This is a genomic window from Vibrio sp. 10N.222.54.A3, assembly GCF_041474095.1.
Classification (GTDB): Bacteria; Pseudomonadota; Gammaproteobacteria; order Enterobacterales; family Vibrionaceae; genus Vibrio; species Vibrio crassostreae_C.
The window spans coordinates 57,236-72,666 of record NZ_JBFRTN010000024.1 but is presented as its reverse complement, the minus strand read 5'-3'; the positions used below and the strand labels follow the sequence as shown (position 1 = coordinate 72,666).

17 protein-coding genes are annotated in these 15,431 nt (G+C 41.7%); all 17 read left to right on the top strand.

Annotated elements, in window-relative coordinates; all coding sequences use genetic code 11:
* Nucleotides 1-69: 69 nt before the first annotated feature.
* From AB4507_RS07445 to AB4507_RS07365, 17 genes are read left to right on the top strand one after another with little or no spacing between them, the layout of a single operon-like run.
* Nucleotides 70-261, top strand: a complete 192-nt coding sequence (locus AB4507_RS07445; RefSeq protein ID WP_102319919.1) for a Flp family type IVb pilin — start codon at nucleotides 70-72, stop codon at nucleotides 259-261.
* 7 nt (nucleotides 262-268) lie between these two features.
* Nucleotides 269-421, top strand: a complete 153-nt coding sequence (locus AB4507_RS07440; protein WP_198594302.1) for a hypothetical protein — start codon at nucleotides 269-271, stop codon at nucleotides 419-421.
* A 9-nt stretch (nucleotides 422-430) separates the two neighbouring features.
* Nucleotides 431-961: a prepilin peptidase gene (locus AB4507_RS07435; protein WP_061032534.1), complete on the top strand. Its 531-nt coding sequence runs from the start codon at nucleotides 431-433 to the stop codon at nucleotides 959-961.
* 38 nt (nucleotides 962-999) lie between these two features.
* Nucleotides 1,000-2,349 carry an AAA family ATPase gene (locus AB4507_RS07430; protein WP_102319920.1) on the top strand — a complete coding sequence of 450 codons (1,350 nt, stop codon included), beginning with the start codon at nucleotides 1,000-1,002 and terminating at the stop codon, nucleotides 2,347-2,349.
* Complete coding sequence (cpaB, locus tag AB4507_RS07425) at nucleotides 2,342-3,091, top strand: Flp pilus assembly protein CpaB (RefSeq protein WP_059020093.1); 750 nt, start codon at nucleotides 2,342-2,344, stop codon at nucleotides 3,089-3,091. The genes AB4507_RS07430 and cpaB overlap by 8 nt, the downstream gene beginning before the upstream one ends.
* Nucleotides 3,092-3,099: 8 nt before the next feature.
* Entirely contained in the window at nucleotides 3,100-4,554 is a 1,455-nt protein-coding gene (locus AB4507_RS07420; RefSeq protein WP_102319921.1) for a type II and III secretion system protein family protein, read from the top strand.
* Entirely contained in the window at nucleotides 4,544-4,816 is a 273-nt protein-coding gene (locus tag AB4507_RS07415; RefSeq protein WP_061032538.1) for a hypothetical protein, read from the top strand. Before AB4507_RS07420 ends, AB4507_RS07415 begins: the two co-directional genes overlap by 11 nt.
* Nucleotides 4,817-4,832: 16 nt before the next feature.
* Nucleotides 4,833-6,101: a Tad domain-containing protein gene (locus tag AB4507_RS07410; protein WP_102319922.1), complete on the top strand. Its 1,269-nt coding sequence runs from the start codon at nucleotides 4,833-4,835 to the stop codon at nucleotides 6,099-6,101.
* Nucleotides 6,102-6,103: 2 nt separating this feature from the next.
* Complete coding sequence (locus tag AB4507_RS07405; RefSeq protein ID WP_050652461.1) at nucleotides 6,104-6,532, top strand: TadE/TadG family type IV pilus assembly protein; 429 nt, start codon at nucleotides 6,104-6,106, stop codon at nucleotides 6,530-6,532.
* Nucleotides 6,532-7,023 (top strand): TadE/TadG family type IV pilus assembly protein, encoded by a 492-nt coding sequence (locus AB4507_RS07400; protein WP_102319923.1) that lies wholly within the window; start codon nucleotides 6,532-6,534, stop codon nucleotides 7,021-7,023. Before AB4507_RS07405 ends, AB4507_RS07400 begins: the two co-directional genes overlap by 1 nt.
* A 24-nt stretch (nucleotides 7,024-7,047) precedes the next feature.
* The gene (locus tag AB4507_RS07395; RefSeq protein WP_102319924.1) at nucleotides 7,048-8,262 is read left to right on the top strand and encodes an AAA family ATPase; all 1,215 of its coding nucleotides are present in this window, start codon (nucleotides 7,048-7,050) and stop codon (nucleotides 8,260-8,262) included.
* Between the two features lie 33 nt (nucleotides 8,263-8,295).
* Nucleotides 8,296-9,747 (top strand): CpaF family protein, encoded by a 1,452-nt coding sequence (locus AB4507_RS07390; RefSeq protein ID WP_102319925.1) that lies wholly within the window; start codon nucleotides 8,296-8,298, stop codon nucleotides 9,745-9,747.
* 9 nt (nucleotides 9,748-9,756) lie between these two features.
* Nucleotides 9,757-10,722, top strand: a complete 966-nt coding sequence (locus AB4507_RS07385) for a type II secretion system F family protein (protein ID WP_102319926.1) — start codon at nucleotides 9,757-9,759, stop codon at nucleotides 10,720-10,722.
* A 3-nt stretch (nucleotides 10,723-10,725) separates the two neighbouring features.
* Nucleotides 10,726-11,697 carry a type II secretion system F family protein gene (locus AB4507_RS07380; RefSeq protein ID WP_102319927.1) on the top strand — a complete coding sequence of 324 codons (972 nt, stop codon included), beginning with the start codon at nucleotides 10,726-10,728 and terminating at the stop codon, nucleotides 11,695-11,697.
* On the top strand, nucleotides 11,694-12,698 hold the full coding sequence (locus AB4507_RS07375; RefSeq protein WP_372182471.1) for a tetratricopeptide repeat protein: 1,005 nt from the start codon (nucleotides 11,694-11,696) through the stop codon (nucleotides 12,696-12,698). Before AB4507_RS07380 ends, AB4507_RS07375 begins: the two co-directional genes overlap by 4 nt.
* Before the next feature lie 34 nt (nucleotides 12,699-12,732).
* Nucleotides 12,733-14,496, top strand: a complete 1,764-nt coding sequence (locus tag AB4507_RS07370) for a hypothetical protein (RefSeq protein WP_102319929.1) — start codon at nucleotides 12,733-12,735, stop codon at nucleotides 14,494-14,496.
* Entirely contained in the window at nucleotides 14,493-15,422 is a 930-nt protein-coding gene (locus AB4507_RS07365; RefSeq protein WP_372112682.1) for a glycosyltransferase family 2 protein, read from the top strand. Before AB4507_RS07370 ends, AB4507_RS07365 begins: the two co-directional genes overlap by 4 nt.
* Nucleotides 15,423-15,431 lie beyond the last annotated feature (9 nt).

Here is a 15,431-nt window from a genome sequence, read left to right as displayed (position 1 = left end):
GTGTGACTCACCTCTAGATTTACTTTACAGGTAAACGAAGCCTGTTATGAAAATCAAGGAGAGGTTGTCATGGGTAAGTTTTTGAATAATTGCAAAGAATTCATGAAAGATGAAGAAGGGTTGACTGTAATCGAGTATGTAATCGGTGCAGCATTATTGGTTTTAGGCTTAACAACTGTATTTTCTGGCCTAGGTAATACTCTGGCAAATAAATTAAACGCTATTGTTGCTAACGTTGGTAACACTACGAGTAGTGGTTGATACGATCATGGATAAGAAAAGAGCAAGACAGCAAAAAGGGCTTACTACGGTCGAATACGTGATTGGTGCTGCTTCACTTGTTCTTGCTGTTGGATTTATTTTTTCTGGAATGGCAACAGCCTTACTTAGTAAGTTCCAGAGTATTATATCGAGTGTATAAATAGAAAATATGATTAATGAGCCTTCTGCTTTTTGGGCGCTGCTAATTGCAGTTTCGGTATACGATGTTGAGAAGCATCGTATACCTAATAAAATATTGATACTTCTTTTGTTTGTTTATTTTTTGTCAATGTTTGATAGCAATTATACGTTGGGCTTTTTCTTGTCTTCATTAGCAGGGTTTGCAGTACTTTTTGGGTTTGGTTTGCTTTTGTATTTTATGAGAGCAATGTCTGCAGGTGATGTGAAGTTATTGGGCGTTGTTGGAATGTATCTTGGGTGGGGACAAATACTTGATGCATCGTACTTTATCTTACTTGCTTCTGGGATGATCGGATCCTTTTATTTACTGTATAACTACGCTAACTCAAGTAGTGTCAGCATTAAAGGTTATTTCCAAAATAAACTTATTTTATTGAGTGGTGTTTCACCAGTCAAAGATGAGCGTACTAATTTTCATAATCGATACTTAAATAAAGTGACAATGCCTTTTGCCCCCTCTGTTGTCATAGGATTAGCGATGTATAGCTATTTTAATTAAAGCTGTTGTTGGTAAGCTTTGTGGAGAGGAATAATATAATGGATATTATAGGGCATACGGCTTCAACAACATTAAAACCGCAAATATCAGCTCCTGTTGTCCCAACATCACTTGATACGTTGGGAATTCCTGAAGTCGTGATTGAAAATCTCGTACTTAAGCATTTGTCTGCATACCCTAAATCGGACGTTTTAGAACTTTCCAACCATATATGTGTTGTGACTCATATTGTGGAAAGTGCTTTGGCGGTATTGAGGAAAAAATCTCTAATTGAGGTTTTTCAACCTACCTCAGATCTTTCTCTCTCATCTGCATCACATAGTCATGTTCGTTATTCTCTCTCAGAGAAAGGGCTAGAAGAAGCCGATTTAGCTTTCAAGCGTGATGCTTATTTAGGTCCAGCCCCAGTTTCTCTTGAGCAATATAGTGAGGTGGTCAAGCAGCAAGACCTTAGGGCTGAGCTCGTGACTCGTCCACATGTCGAGGCGGCGTTAAGTGATGTCTATGGCATCGATAAAATGATTTCCGTCCTAGGGCCGGCAATAAACTCAGGGCGAGCCCTTTTGTTATATGGGCATGCTGGTACTGGTAAAACCTTTGTTGCTAGCCGTATTGTCAACGCTTTGCACACTTCGGTGTTTATTCCTTATGCCGTCTATGCGCTTGGCAATATCATCAAGGTTTTCTCTGCACAACACCATAAACCTTTAGATAGAAACGGCAGTACCAAAGCTATCTCGCTAAAAGATCAATACGATAAGCGCTGGCTTAACTGTGAGAGACCGAATATCCAGGTCGGTGGTGAGCTCACCATGGATATGCTTGAGGTGAATCACTCAGAAAACAGTCGAGTCTGGTTAGCCCCGGTACAGATGATGGCAAACAATGGAATTTTCGTGATAGACGATCTTGGCCGTCAACCTATGCCTGTAGACACATTGCTGAATCGATGGATAGTGCCGATGGAGTACGCTTTTGATTATCTATCGCTGCCCAACGGTCAGCAAATTACGATGCCATTTGTATTAACTCTTGCCTTTTCTACCAATCTAAACCCCAAGAAAATAAGCGATCCTGCCTTTTTACGTCGTTTAGGTTACAAGATTGAATTCAAGCCACTTAATCAGCGAGATTATGAAGCTTTATGGATGAGCGTCGTTGCTGATAAAGAGGTCGAGCTTCAAGACGGTTTTTTTGAGCGTTTGTCTCAAATGCACACGCTGCTTAAGGTGCCACTTTTCCCATGTTTACCGAAAGATCTCGTTGGTATAAGCAAAGATATTCTTTCGTTTGAGCAGCTACCACCTGTTATTACATTCGATATTCTTTCCATGGCATGGGAAGTTTATTTTACCTCTGATGGACACGAGGAAGAGAATAATGAATAAGAGTCAAGTTTTCCTACTGTTTTTACTGTCCGTAGTATTCGGCTTAGCGGCTGTATTTTTTGCTAAGCAGTGGATGGATGATCAAGTTCAGCCAACCGTTGAAGTTGAAACGGTCGAGCGTCACCCCGTTGTTGTCGCCTCACAAGAAATCGAAGCTGGAACCATAATTGAAGAGCAGTATTTAACGACGAAGTTGATGGAAGTTGATTGGATCAATGAAAACAACTATTCGGATCAATCTGAGCTAATCGGTAAGGTTGTCGCTAATACCATTTATGCCGGAGAGGTGCTTCACAAGTTACGATTTACTGTACCAGGAGAAGGGTCAACGCTTGCAGCTCTTATCCCTGAAAATAAACGTGCGGTAACGATACGTGTTGATGATGTTATTGGTGTGGCAGGTTTCTTATTACCGGGTAACAAGGTTGATATTCTCAATACGGTTTCTTACGGAAAAAATTCTGCAGCTACTCAAACGGTTCTTAAAGATATTAAGGTTTTGGCTGTAGATCAAACGGCTAAAACGAATGAAAACAGTCCAATTATTGTACGAGCGGTAACTCTTGAGATGACGCCGAAAGAGGCCGAGAAACTTCTCACGGCTAAAAGCAAAGGCAGTATTCAGCTGACTTTGAGAAACCCACATGAAGTTGAGAAAAAAGTGGTTCGTCGATATGTGCCTAGACCAAGTGTCACCATTATCAAAGGTACAGAAACATCTAATGTGCGCGTCAAGGATTGAGGTGAAATATGAGAATATTAATTGCGTGTGTTTTGAGCCTAATTTGTATTTCGACGGCCAGTGTTGCGGCGTTACAAACGGGAAAAACAGTCACGGTTCCACATCATAAATCTACGCATGTCGTGCTGTCGGGAAAAGCGGCGAAGGTTTCTCTTGGTGATCCTGAAGTTTTAGATATTGTAATTTTAAAATCAAATGAAGTGTTTTTAATTGGTAAAAAATTAGGTGCGACAAACCTAATGGCTTGGGACTCTCGAGGTCGGTTGATTGAGTCTATTAACATTGAGGTTACTCATGATCTTAATAGTTTAAAGGCGAAGTTATATGAGTTCCTTCCTGATGAAACTATCGAAGTACATAGTGCGCAAAACCGTTTGTTGCTGAGCGGTCAGGTGAGCAACCAACAGCAGATGAATGTCGCGATGAGAATTGCAGAAACTTACTCCTCCGGGCAAACCGCAGATGAGTCAAAAGAGAGTGGTAGTGAGCAAGCTGCGGCGACTGGGGTCATCAACTTAATGTCGATTGGTGGTGCTCAGCAAGTCATGCTAGAGGTCACTGTCGCTGAAGTGCAAAGAAGCTTAGTTCGAAAATTCGATGCTAACTTCCATTTCTTCCAAACCAGTGGTTCTGATTTTTCATGGGGAGCGTCTTCTGTGCCTGCTGGTGTATTGGGTGCAACGCCGATTTTTGATATTCCCACCTCAACAGATTATGGGATTTTAGGTTCTTTTATCGATAGCAATACATTGTTTACCTTTGCTTTGGATGTTGCAAAGCAGAATGGTGTAGCCAAAGTTTTGGCTGAGCCGAATCTAACCGCGTTAAGTGGTTCAAAAGCTGAATTTTTAGCGGGCGGTGAGTTCCCAATCCCTGTGCCTGATGAAGACGGCATCACCATTGAATACAAAGAATATGGTGTAGGGCTGAAATTCATCCCAACGGTTCTTAGTGATAAAAAAATCAACCTGAACTTGGCTGTTGATGTGAGTGAAATTGCGAATAGTAGCTCGCTAACGATTGATCCTGGTACTACCAACGCGACTTACTTCATTCCACCTATTACGCGTCGTAGTGCATCTTCAACTCTTGAGTTAGCAGATGGCCAGACTATCGGTATTGCAGGTTTACTGAGTGAGAATGTGAGAGATATCAGCAACAAGATGCCAGGCTTTGGTGATGTGCCGATTTTAGGGCAGCTTTTCAACAGCCAAGAGTATGTATCTGGCGAAACCGAACTGGTTATTCTTGTGACTCCAAGGCTTGCCAAGCCAATCGACCGCACGAAAGTGACATTACCAACAGATGCTTTCGTCGACCCTAATGACTTGGAATATTATTTGTTAGGCCGAAGCGCTTACATTGCTGAACCGTCTGAATCCACTTCAGAGCAATCTCAATCAGCACAGGCCGTATCGCCAACCGACGGCGGTAGTGAAGGCTCATTTGGTCATGATTTATAAGGAGATAGATATGATTAGAATAATGATGGTCTTTCTCGTGATGGTGCTAGTTGGCTGTGCTAATGATGCCCGTTTGGGACATTCAGTAGCACTAGTGAAAACAGAACAAACATATAACCCTAATGCGACCCAAGAGAATCTACTCGAAGTACCGGACGGTACAGGGGAGCGGATGCAGGCTGGTTACGACCGATATGTTGGCAGAGGTGAAAATGATCTGTCCGGAAGCAGTAGTAGCCAGATCCTAGAAGAGTTTAACTAAATCTGGAGGTACTCACATGTTGTATCGAGTATCACAAAGCCCCAAAAAGCAACAAGGCTTAGTCGTAGTCATGATTACAGCCGCTTTGTTGGTTTTTTTAGCTGTCTCAGCGTTAGCTGTAGATATCAACCATATGGTTGTGAACAAAACACGGTTACAAAATGCGGTAGATTCAGCTGCTTTAGCTGCCGCAACTATTTTGGATAATAGTAAGGATAAAGATGCAGTAGATGCCGAGGTTGGCACTGCATTAAATGCCATGGCTGGCTCGACGGGAAACCACGAGTTTGATTTTTCAACCGCTTCAATCAGTATCGATTACTCTAATGATCCTCAAGACTTTACGGGCACGGCTACTTTTGGCATCGACGATGATGTTTATGTGCGTGTTCGAGTAGATTCATTGGGTATGAGTGAATTCTTTATTCAATTATTTGGCCTTGATAAAGAGGTATCTGCTAGTGCTGTTGCGGGCCCCAGTTCAGGGCAAGAAGTTGTAAATAACGTTGTACCAATAGGTGTATGTATTGGTGATGGGACATCTGACAATGATATAGATCCTGAAGATGGCTTTCATGATGTAACTGGTGAAGAAATAACGAATGTTTTTGGCTATGAAGTCGGTACCGTTCATGCTTTGAAAGTTGGAGATAACAAACTATCTGAAATGGGTAATGGAAATTACCACCTATTGGACTTTGGCTCTGGTGGTAAAACGGTAAAAGAAGGTCTAGGGGGGGACTATAGTTATCCTGTTGCAATAGGTGACGATATAACCACCAAACCAGGAGGAACGGTTGGTCCTACCGGTGATGGCTTAAATACTCGATTTGGTGATTATGGTGGAGGATTATCGGCATCAGATTACCCCACTGATTATGTAACGACTGAGCCTACTAATGAGATTACGATCGATGCTAGTACGGGAGATATCGATTTTGACGGCAGTTATACCTATGCTCAATATGAATCAGCGACTAACACATGCATAGCTAATAATGGTTCTGGGTGTGCGGCTAATGGTGTTGCTTGGCGTCGTATATTACCTATACCTATGGTGGATTGTTCAGGTAAAAGTGGCGGTGCGACTGAATTTACGGTGAACAAAATTGGTTGTTTCTTCTTGCTACAAAAAGCGCCGACCAATAACTCAGGAACGCCTGCAGTTTTTGGTGAATTTATACACTCTTGTAGCGTAGCTAGCGGATCTGGCAGTACTAACTCGACTACGGAAGGGACATACAAAATCGTATTGTATAAGGACCCAGATAGTGGGGAGTCGTAACCATGAAACTATTCAATAAATTACAGGGTGGTTTTGCAGCCATTGAGGTGGTTATAGCGACCCCGGTATTACTGTTCTTTCTGATATTGGTGCTGGAATTTGGCAATATTTTAGTCCATTACAATGTGATATCTAAATCTGTGCAAAACGGTGCTCGTTACGCAGTTAGTGAAGTCTATGGAACGATCGGTGGAACTATTGCGCCGACTTCCGAAATTCAAAATGTGGTGGTTTACGGACAGAATAGTGTAGGGACTGCGGTGTTATCTTCATTGACGACTGCAGATGTTACCGTTACGCCACCGTCAGGAGATAGTTATGTACGGGTAAGTGTTACCTATGATTATGTTCCACATTTCTTGTCTATTCCCTTTTCCTCGGAGAGTTTTTCGATTCCGTTAAGCGTCACTTCGGTTATGAGGGTGCTGTGATGAGAAAGTCAAAAAGGTGTATTGAAGGGCTTGCTATCATAGAGTTCACATTAGTGTCATGGCTGATTTTTCTCTTGATTTTTATAATCTTGGCATTGGGTGCCTATATGTTTTCGTTGCAGATGGTAAGTGAAGCCACGAGGAAAGCAGCAAGGTTAGCAACGGTTTGCTATGTAGCAGATAGAGATAATATTGCCGCAATGGTTGTGGGAGATATTCCTCTTGTAGGATTTACCGCTGCCAATTTAGAAGTTGCTTATTTAGATATTGATGGGAATGAAATTACGTCAGGTTACGACACTGATCCAGTATTTAGTACCATTAAATTTGTAAGGGCGAGTGCAACTGGATATGGCGTTCAGTTAATCGGAGATTTGAGTTTTTTTGGTACTAGTGGGTATCTTACAGCTCCTTCGTTCGAAACTATTTTGCCAGCTGAGAGTTTAGGAGTTGTTAGAGCTGATTCCGAAACAAGGAATAGATGTCCATGAGTTATTTTATACAGGAGTTGTAGCATGGGGGAAGCAATTAAAATAACGCCAAATGAGAGTGATATTGTGCGTTTGAAAACAAACCTTAAGGTCTGGTTAATATACAGCTCAGAAGGTTTTCTTTCACATATGAGTCTTGAATTAAAGAAATGTCGAAATGTACATGTTACATCATTTTCTCTCGCAGCAATGAGCGAGGAATACCTAAAAAATGCTGATGTTCCAGAGCTTATCTTTGTAGAAGCAAGTGGAAGTTGGGCACAAAAAATGGTGGAGTTACAGGGGTATGATTTATCGCTCGAGGATAAGGATTTATCTTTAGTTGTACTCGGGGACGAAAGTGATAACGGGTCATTAAAAATTGCGCTTCGCTTAGGAGCCTCAGATTTCTTATCTCATAATGTCACTATTTCAGACTTACTCCCTTTGCTTAAGAAAACGGCTTCCGAAAAGCTTGAAAACTCCAGTTATGGAGAATTTATCTTGTTTTTGAACACCAAGGGAGGGATGGGAGCAACCACTTTAGCGTTAAATACCGCTATTGAGATGGCTAATCAACACCCAAATGAAGTTCTCTTACTCGATATTGATCTCCAATTTGGAGTAATTCCTGATTACTTAAATATTATTCCCACCTACAGCGTTTCTGATGCAATAAATAGCGCGAATGACCTAGATGAAATCTCCTTAGGTACTTTGGTCAATAAACATGAATCTGGTCTTCATGTTCTAAGCTTTAAACATGAAAACAATGCTGATGATTTCGAGCAGGCACAAAAAATAGGCAGACTGCTGCCTATATTGCGCCGTTTTTACCCTTATGTGGTGATCGACCTATCTAGAGGGTTAGATCATGTATTTGCATCTGCTATATCACCTGCAACGAAAGTGCTTCTGGTTTTACAGCAGAGTTTAGTGTCAGTAAAAAACACAAGTAGATTAATTAAGTCTCTGAAGTTTGAGTACGGCTTACAAAGCGACGCAATAGAGGTAATCCTTAACCGTTACGAAAAACGACATTCTATAAAGTTAAAAGACATTGAGCAGGCGGTGGGCAATCACGACATCCACCTGATGCCTAATGATTTTAAAGTGGCACTAGAGAGTGCCAATTTGGGGCAACCGTTAGTTCAGTCGAGAAAGAAAAGCTCAATTACTCGTTCTATCATCGATTTGTCTCACGTTCTTTCACCACCAGAGCAAGAAGAAAAAGGCTGGTTGAAAAAGTGGTTTTCATAACGGGTAGATGAATAGTGAACACGAGGGATTGTGATGTTCTTTAAACGAAAAAATGTAAATCCAGAGTTTGAAAAAAGAGTAGAACAGATTTCGCATGACTCAGAAGATACCAACCCTGTTGAGCGTTTATCCAGTGTTGATACGTCTAGTCAATCTCGCAGTTCTGAAGCGAATGTAGAAAAGGAAAAGGCGATTGATGAAGCTCGAAAAGTGTTAGAGCAAGAGTTATCAATCAAACACTTTTTTCATAAGCAACTGCTTGAGACCCTAGATTTAGGATTACTCTCAAGTTTGGAAAAAGAGCGGGCTAAGGTTGACTTGCATGAAGCCATTTTACAGTTGATGGCTGACGATGGTAGTCATGCGCTGAGTGCTGAAGGGCGAAAGCGGGTTATAAAGCAGATAGAAGATGAGGTGTTTGGTCTTGGGCCGTTGGAGCCTTTACTCGCTGACCAAACCGTTTCAGATATCTTGGTCAACGGTCCTAAAAGCGTTTATGTCGAGCGAAGAGGTAAACTTGAAAAGACGCCGTATACTTTTCTTGATGATCGCCACTTAAGAAATATCATTGACCGTATCGTAAGCCAGGTTGGTCGCCGAATCGATGAAGCATCACCTATGGTAGATGCGCGCTTGGTTGATGGCTCACGTGTGAACGCTATTATCCCTCCTCTCGCACTTGATGGCCCTTCTGTTTCTATCCGCCGTTTTGCTGTGGATCGCTTAACGATGGATAACCTTATTGACTACAATTCAGTTTCACCCCAAATGGCTAAGTTTGTTGAAGCTGCAGTAAAAGGCGAGCTCAATATATTGATTTCAGGTGGTACAGGTTCAGGAAAAACCACCACGTTAAACATATTCTCTGGCTTTATTCCACGTGATCAACGAATAATTACCATTGAGGATTCTGCGGAGCTTCAACTTCAACAACCTCATGTTATTCGATTGGAAACTCGCCCAGCAAACCTTGAAGGTAAAGGCGAAATCAACCAGCGAGAACTCGTAAAAAATACCCTGCGTATGCGCCCCGACCGAATCGTGGTTGGTGAGGTTCGTGGTAGCGAAGCGGTTGATATGCTGGCTGCGATGAACACGGGCCATGATGGATCTCTTGCTACTATTCACGCGAATACCCCCCGTGATGCTTTGAGCCGTGTCGAAAACATGTTCTCGATGGCTGGGTGGAACATATCAACCAAAAACTTACGAGCTCAAATAGCTTCGGCTATCCACCTCGTCGTACAGATGGAACGACAAGAAGATGGTAAGCGTCGTATGGTGAGCATCCAAGAGATCAATGGTATGGAAGGTGAGGTGATTACGATGTCGGAAATTTTCCGTTTCCAACGTCAAGGTATTGATGAAGATGGCAATATTATCGGCTATTACACAGCAACGGGGGTAGTTCCTCAATATCATGACCAGTTAGTCAAACGTGGACTCGACCTGCCTTTCGAGCTCTTTACTGAGACTCACGGTTAAGGAGAGGTTATGGATAATGTAAGCGTTTCATTAGGTCTGTTATTCATTGCGGTGCTTTTTATCTCTCAAGCTTTGTTATTACCTGCTGCAGGGAAAAAAGCGAAGCATAAAGAGTTGTCTCGGCGTTTGAAGGAGGCGCAACGTAATATCGATGAAGAGAGTCTATCTTTATTAAAAGAACATTATAACAAAGAATTATCTCCTATAGACCGTAAGTTAATAGTTATTCCATACTTTGCTGGATTAAAAAAAATGTTGGAATTAGCTGGTTTTAAATTAGCATTGAGCCGGTTTTTACTTATTGTTTCTCTTTGTGGTGTCTTGCTCACATTGATATCAATAATGACCAATCAAGAATGGTTTATTAGTTTAGCAGCATTCATTTCTGTTTGGGTTATATCTTATCTGTATGTACAAAATCGAGTGGCTTATAGAATGGCTCGATTCGAAGAGCAACTTCCAGAGGCTTTAGATATTATCCGACGAGCACTGCAAGCAGGGCAACCGCTTGTTCAATCATTTAATGAAGTTGGTGAAGAACTTCCTGAACCTATCGGTGCTGAGTTTAAAAATACCTACAACTTACTTAATTACGGTTATGACTTACGTTTAGCTATTTTACAGATGGCAGAGCGAGTTCCCACCGTATCAATGTTGGCTTTTTCTAGTGCAGTAATGCTACAAAAAGAAACTGGGGGGAATCTATCAGAGAACCTGCAAAAGGTATCTGAAGTACTAAGAGCCCGCTTTAAGTTAGAAAGGAAAGTAAAAACGCTCTCTGCTGAAAGCCGTCTGTCAGCATGGATCTTAACCTTATCCCCTTTTGGTTTATTTTTTGCCTTAAAGGTAGCCAGTCCTGAATATATCGAGCCACTTTACAAAGATCCTCGCGGTCTATCGATGGTCAGTGTCGGTATTGTTCTCTTGGCGATCGGAGCCTTGTGGATTAAAAAGATCATCAGTATAGAGATTTAACTTATGGAATTATTAAATATTGAAGTCTGGAAGCAGATGTTAGCAGAGTTTGGGATCAGCTCTCAGGCTGTTATCTATGCGATGATTTTGCTCACTACTGTCTTATTAACATTGACTATTGGGTTCTTGTTTTTAGGTGCTAGATCTCCTTTAGATAAGAAGCTAAGACAAATATCTGAAGAGGGGAGTACTGGTGGTCGAAAACCTTATGATTTTTCTAATACGTTAGAATCATTAAGCCCCTTTATAAGTAAAGGTAATAAAAAGGACAATGAAACTTACTCAGAAAAGCTGATGCATGCTGGGTTCCATGAGAAGAGCTCGTTATCAGTTTTCTACGCGTTGAAGGTTTTATCTAGTTTAATAGGCATCGTCGCTGCTTTTATGGTCTATTACATATCGTTGGGTGGAGATTACAATAATTTACTCATCATGACTTGTGTTTTTCTCGGAACATTTACGCCAAATATTATTCTGAACAAGTTACAAAAAGAGCGTCAGAAAAAAATAAGAAATGGTGTCCCTGATGCGCTTGATCTTCTTGTTGTGTGTACCGAGTCTGGGCTTGGTTTTAATGCAGCCCTTGGACGTGTCGCATCTGAGATCTATGTCTCTCAGCCGGAACTTGCGGATGAACTAGAGACTGTGTTTGCTAAAATCCAAGCGGGTGTCACTATGCCTGATGCGCTTAGACAGCTTATCGAGCGAACCGGTTTAGTCGAATTGGAAGGGTTGGTTTCTTTGCTTTCTCATGCATCGAGAATGGGCGGTAGCTTAGCGCAAACGCTTCGTGATTATACTGAAGACTTTAGAGATAAACGTCAGCAAGCCGCTGAAGAAATTGCGGCGAAAATACCGACCAAAATGTTATTTCCTATGCTGATTTTTATTTGGCCTTGTTTTTTCATTGTTGCACTTGGCCCAGGACTACTTATCGTAATGGACGCATTGAGTGCGCCGGGAGCAAGTTTATGATGTTATACAATAAGTTCCTTCTACTTTTCCTACCAATGCTACTACTCGGTTGTGCATCATCTGATGAGCCAACGAATCAATTTGATGCAGAACTGTATTCCGGTAAACCGATAGATACGTTAACGAATGATGACCCTCCTTTGAGTGAGAAAGAAGCGATCATGCGTGGTGATGTAGCATTAAGGGACAACAACATCGATCTAGCCTTGTATGAATACATCCGCTCTCTGTCTTTTCCTGAGCAAGAGTTTCACGACAAAACGCTGTTTACTATAGGTAAAATCCATTCATCTCGTGGCAACTCGGCGCTTGCCGAGAAAGCGTATTTGGCGGCCTTAGATTTCAATCCAGCACATACCGAGGTACTGGAGGAATTAGGCGTTTTGTATACGAAGCAGCGACGAACGGATGAAGGTCGAAGTTATTTCTTTAAAGCGATTAATGCCGACCAAGTTCGTTTGAAAAGCAGTGAAACGATTAAAAACCACCAAGCGTTAAGCCAAAGTGAAGTCGCTAGCTTGAAGGTTGACAGTATGTCTCCTGCATCAGCATATATGGGAATTGGTGTGTTGGAAGATGTCGACGGAAAGCATCAGATAGCTCAAGAGTACTTCAAAAAGTCACTGCAGATAGACAAAAACTCATTCAAAGCTCTGTTGAATATGGGCTACTCCCATTACATGTACGGCAATTACAAGGAAGCGTATCAGTACACGCGTTCAGCTCTAGAGTTAGAGCCAAATAGTGAGAAGGCCCAAAACAATCTAGCCCTCATTTATCTGGCTTCCGGTGATGTTAAGAAAGCCACTAATATGTTTATGCGACATATGGATACGCCTGAAGCGTTGAATAATGTAGGGTATTTCCTAATATTACAAGGTAAGCCGGATGAAGCCGTTCCTTACCTTCAGCAAGCAATAGACAAGAAACCATCGTATTACAGAGTTGCGAACGAAAACTTAAACAGAGCACTAGCGGAAGTGAGAGAGATGGAGCAATAGTCGTTTAAATTTTGGCTCAGTGAAAAGGATATTCATGTCGCCTAAAAGTGAGAGTTTTAATAAAGATATCATTGTTATCTCTGTCATTTGGCTAGTTTGTGCCACAGTGATCTTTATTTACAAGTGGGAGAGTGTTTCAGCTCTTAACCTGAATGATAATGACGACTATATGCGTTTCGTTCAATTTCAGGATTGGATGGCAACTGGACATTGGTACCTAGAGCCAATGAATAATTTTAATGCCGCTGATGGCATTGTTATTCATTGGTCTCGCTTTCCTGATTTAATCTTATCGCTCGTAGCTTTTCCATTGTTGTTTATCGTCGATGATAATCTTGCTTATACAATATCCATTTCTCTTGTCCCTCTGCTTTACTTGCTACTTTTTTCGCTGTCATGCTTTTACCTAGCTGACCACCTCTTCGGTGCCAAGTATCGCTTTATTAGTATGATGTTTGCGATTTCTTCGCCTTCAATTATCCATTTTTTACCCGGTTCTATTGATCATCATAATATTCAGCTGGTCTTCGCGGTCCTATTTCTAGCTTTAACGCCATTGAATCATGAGCAGTTGCGCCATGCGTGGCGTGTGTATGCGCAATCTATCTTGCTGTCTCTATCTTTATGGACGGGGCTTGATAATGTTTTGCTATTCATGTTTTTTTTCGCGATTTACACCGTGTATTACGGTCTTGTTCGCCATGAGTGGTTTGGCTATATCTCTAAGTTGTATGCGAGTTCCGCTCTGTTTGGGATTTGTGCGGTTTTATTAAATCGGCCTTACGATGAGTTTTTCGTTTTTAAGTACGACGAAATATCATTTGTTCTCATCATCCTTTTCTTCTGTGGCTGGCTTTTCGTTAATGTTTATCATCGGTTTATGAATGAAGATAACAGTCTACTGCAAAAGGTTTTTCTGTTCGTATTTCTAGCTGTTCTATTTTTAATCCCAGTGGCAGTGCTTTATCCATCACTCAGCAGTGCGTTGTTAATTGATTACCCTCCAATACTTAAAGTCTATTGGTTAGACCAAGTGACGGAAGCGAAATCGGTCGTTAGATATGTCGCAAGTCATGGTTTTTTCTCGATAGAGAATTACGCTTTGCTCGTGATTCCTGCCACTTTGTATCCACTTTTTAAGCGTAAAAATCACCACTGCGCAATTTTGTATCTCATCTTTATGTTCAATTTAGCCCTTGCGATCTTTTGGCAGATTAGAGTCATGAGGTTGTGTTTTGTGCTAGCGGCTCCCCTCCAAGCATACGTGATTCTTCAGTTAGCAGATTACATCCGTTCCTCCATCATAAAAGCAGCGGTTATTACTTCTGGAGCACCACTAGCGGTCGCCTTTGTCATTCTCGCGTTGTCGCCAACCGAAGAAATTACAACTACTCTTGATCAAAAGGAGCAATCTCTGAAGATTCATAAGGTGTTAAAAGATAACGATATAAATTCGCACACCATACTTTCAGGGATTGAAACGGGGGCTCCAGTGTTGGCAAAAACGGATAATCGAATTATTGCTGCTCCTTACCATCGAAATATTGTTGGGAACCAATTTCTTATTGAAGTAATGCTAGAGGAAGATCTGAGCTTAGCCGAACGGAAAATCATAGAGAAAAGCATCGATATCATTGTTATTGGCAATGATCCGCATTTGTTGATTTTAAAGGACTCGGCTAGCGAGGAGGCATTGATCAATAAGCTGTACAGCTCAGATACGCCAACTTGGTTAGATGTTGTGTACGACAATATTGAAAATGGGTACCGAGTGTTTCGAGTCAGGGAGAGCTCATGAAGAATCAAACCATAGCGGTGTTACTCCCGTGCTATAACGAAGCCGGAGCGGTTGGAAAAACGGTGGCTGACTTTCAACGTGCACTACCAAGTGCGACGGTTTATGTGTACGACAATAACTCTACTGATGGCACGGTCGAAGAGGCGCTGCAAGCTGGTGCTGTTGTTCGCCATGAGTATCGTCAGGGCAAAGGTGAAGTTGTGCGACGGATGTTCTCAGATATTGATGCTGATATTTATATTATGGCTGATGGTGATGATACCTACGACGCCTCCATTTGCCCTACACTGATTGAACAACTGGTTACTGAACAGCTCGATATGATCATTGGCAGTCGAGAGCGCTCTTCCGAGGCTTATCCTGCAGGACATATTTTGGGTAATAAGATGTTTTCGACTCTGATAAATAAAGGGTTCAATGCTCAATTGAATGATGTTTTCTCTGGCTATCGAGTGATGAGTCGCCGGTTTGTAAAAACGGTTCCTATTTTCAGTGATGGCTTTCAAATTGAGACGGAACTAACCGTGCATGCATTGCACCATAATATGTCGATCAAAGAAGTACCCACTCATTACCACTCAAGGCCTGAAGGCACGGCGAGTAAGCTGAATACATTGAGTGATGGGATCAAAATCCTCAACTTTATTTTGTTCCTGCTACGAGACGTAAAGCCGATGTTTTTTTTCGGTGCTTTGTCGGTGTTGCTTTGCTTTATCTCATTGGGATTAGGGGTTCCCGTTATTATCGATTTTATTGATACCGGGCTCGTTGAAAGAGTCCCAACAGCTATTCTGTCTAGTTCAATTGCACTTATCGCGGTGATGTCTTTCTTTTGCGGCTTGATACTCGACAACGTGTCGCGCGGCAGACGAGAGATGAGGATCCTTTCAATATTAAGAAGTCACGATCACAAGCCATCTCAATAGGATTCAGGA

What these genes read in the sequence shown, in the direction of transcription:
- AB4507_RS07445 (WP_102319919.1), top strand. Translation starts at nt 70, where the DNA reads ATGGGTAAGTTTTTGAATAATTGCAAAGAATTCATGAAAGATGAAGAA.
- AB4507_RS07405 (WP_050652461.1), top strand. Translation starts at nt 6,104, where the DNA reads ATGAAACTATTCAATAAATTACAGGGTGGTTTTGCAGCCATTGAGGTG.
- AB4507_RS07400 (WP_102319923.1), top strand. Translation starts at nt 6,532, where the DNA reads ATGAGAAAGTCAAAAAGGTGTATTGAAGGGCTTGCTATCATAGAGTTC.
- cpaB (WP_059020093.1), top strand. Translation starts at nt 2,342, where the DNA reads ATGAATAAGAGTCAAGTTTTCCTACTGTTTTTACTGTCCGTAGTATTC.
- AB4507_RS07420 (WP_102319921.1), top strand. Translation starts at nt 3,100, where the DNA reads ATGAGAATATTAATTGCGTGTGTTTTGAGCCTAATTTGTATTTCGACG.
- AB4507_RS07435 (WP_061032534.1), top strand. Translation starts at nt 431, where the DNA reads ATGATTAATGAGCCTTCTGCTTTTTGGGCGCTGCTAATTGCAGTTTCG.
- AB4507_RS07390 (WP_102319925.1), top strand. Translation starts at nt 8,296, where the DNA reads ATGTTCTTTAAACGAAAAAATGTAAATCCAGAGTTTGAAAAAAGAGTA.
- AB4507_RS07430 (WP_102319920.1), top strand. Translation starts at nt 1,000, where the DNA reads ATGGATATTATAGGGCATACGGCTTCAACAACATTAAAACCGCAAATA.
- AB4507_RS07440 (WP_198594302.1), top strand. Translation starts at nt 269, where the DNA reads ATGGATAAGAAAAGAGCAAGACAGCAAAAAGGGCTTACTACGGTCGAA.
- AB4507_RS07375 (WP_372182471.1), top strand. Translation starts at nt 11,694, where the DNA reads ATGATGTTATACAATAAGTTCCTTCTACTTTTCCTACCAATGCTACTA.
- AB4507_RS07385 (WP_102319926.1), top strand. Translation starts at nt 9,757, where the DNA reads ATGGATAATGTAAGCGTTTCATTAGGTCTGTTATTCATTGCGGTGCTT.
- AB4507_RS07365 (WP_372112682.1), top strand. Translation starts at nt 14,493, where the DNA reads ATGAAGAATCAAACCATAGCGGTGTTACTCCCGTGCTATAACGAAGCC.
- AB4507_RS07380 (WP_102319927.1), top strand. Translation starts at nt 10,726, where the DNA reads ATGGAATTATTAAATATTGAAGTCTGGAAGCAGATGTTAGCAGAGTTT.
- AB4507_RS07395 (WP_102319924.1), top strand. Translation starts at nt 7,048, where the DNA reads ATGGGGGAAGCAATTAAAATAACGCCAAATGAGAGTGATATTGTGCGT.
- AB4507_RS07370 (WP_102319929.1), top strand. Translation starts at nt 12,733, where the DNA reads ATGTCGCCTAAAAGTGAGAGTTTTAATAAAGATATCATTGTTATCTCT.
- AB4507_RS07410 (WP_102319922.1), top strand. Translation starts at nt 4,833, where the DNA reads ATGTTGTATCGAGTATCACAAAGCCCCAAAAAGCAACAAGGCTTAGTC.
- AB4507_RS07415 (WP_061032538.1), top strand. Translation starts at nt 4,544, where the DNA reads ATGATTTATAAGGAGATAGATATGATTAGAATAATGATGGTCTTTCTC.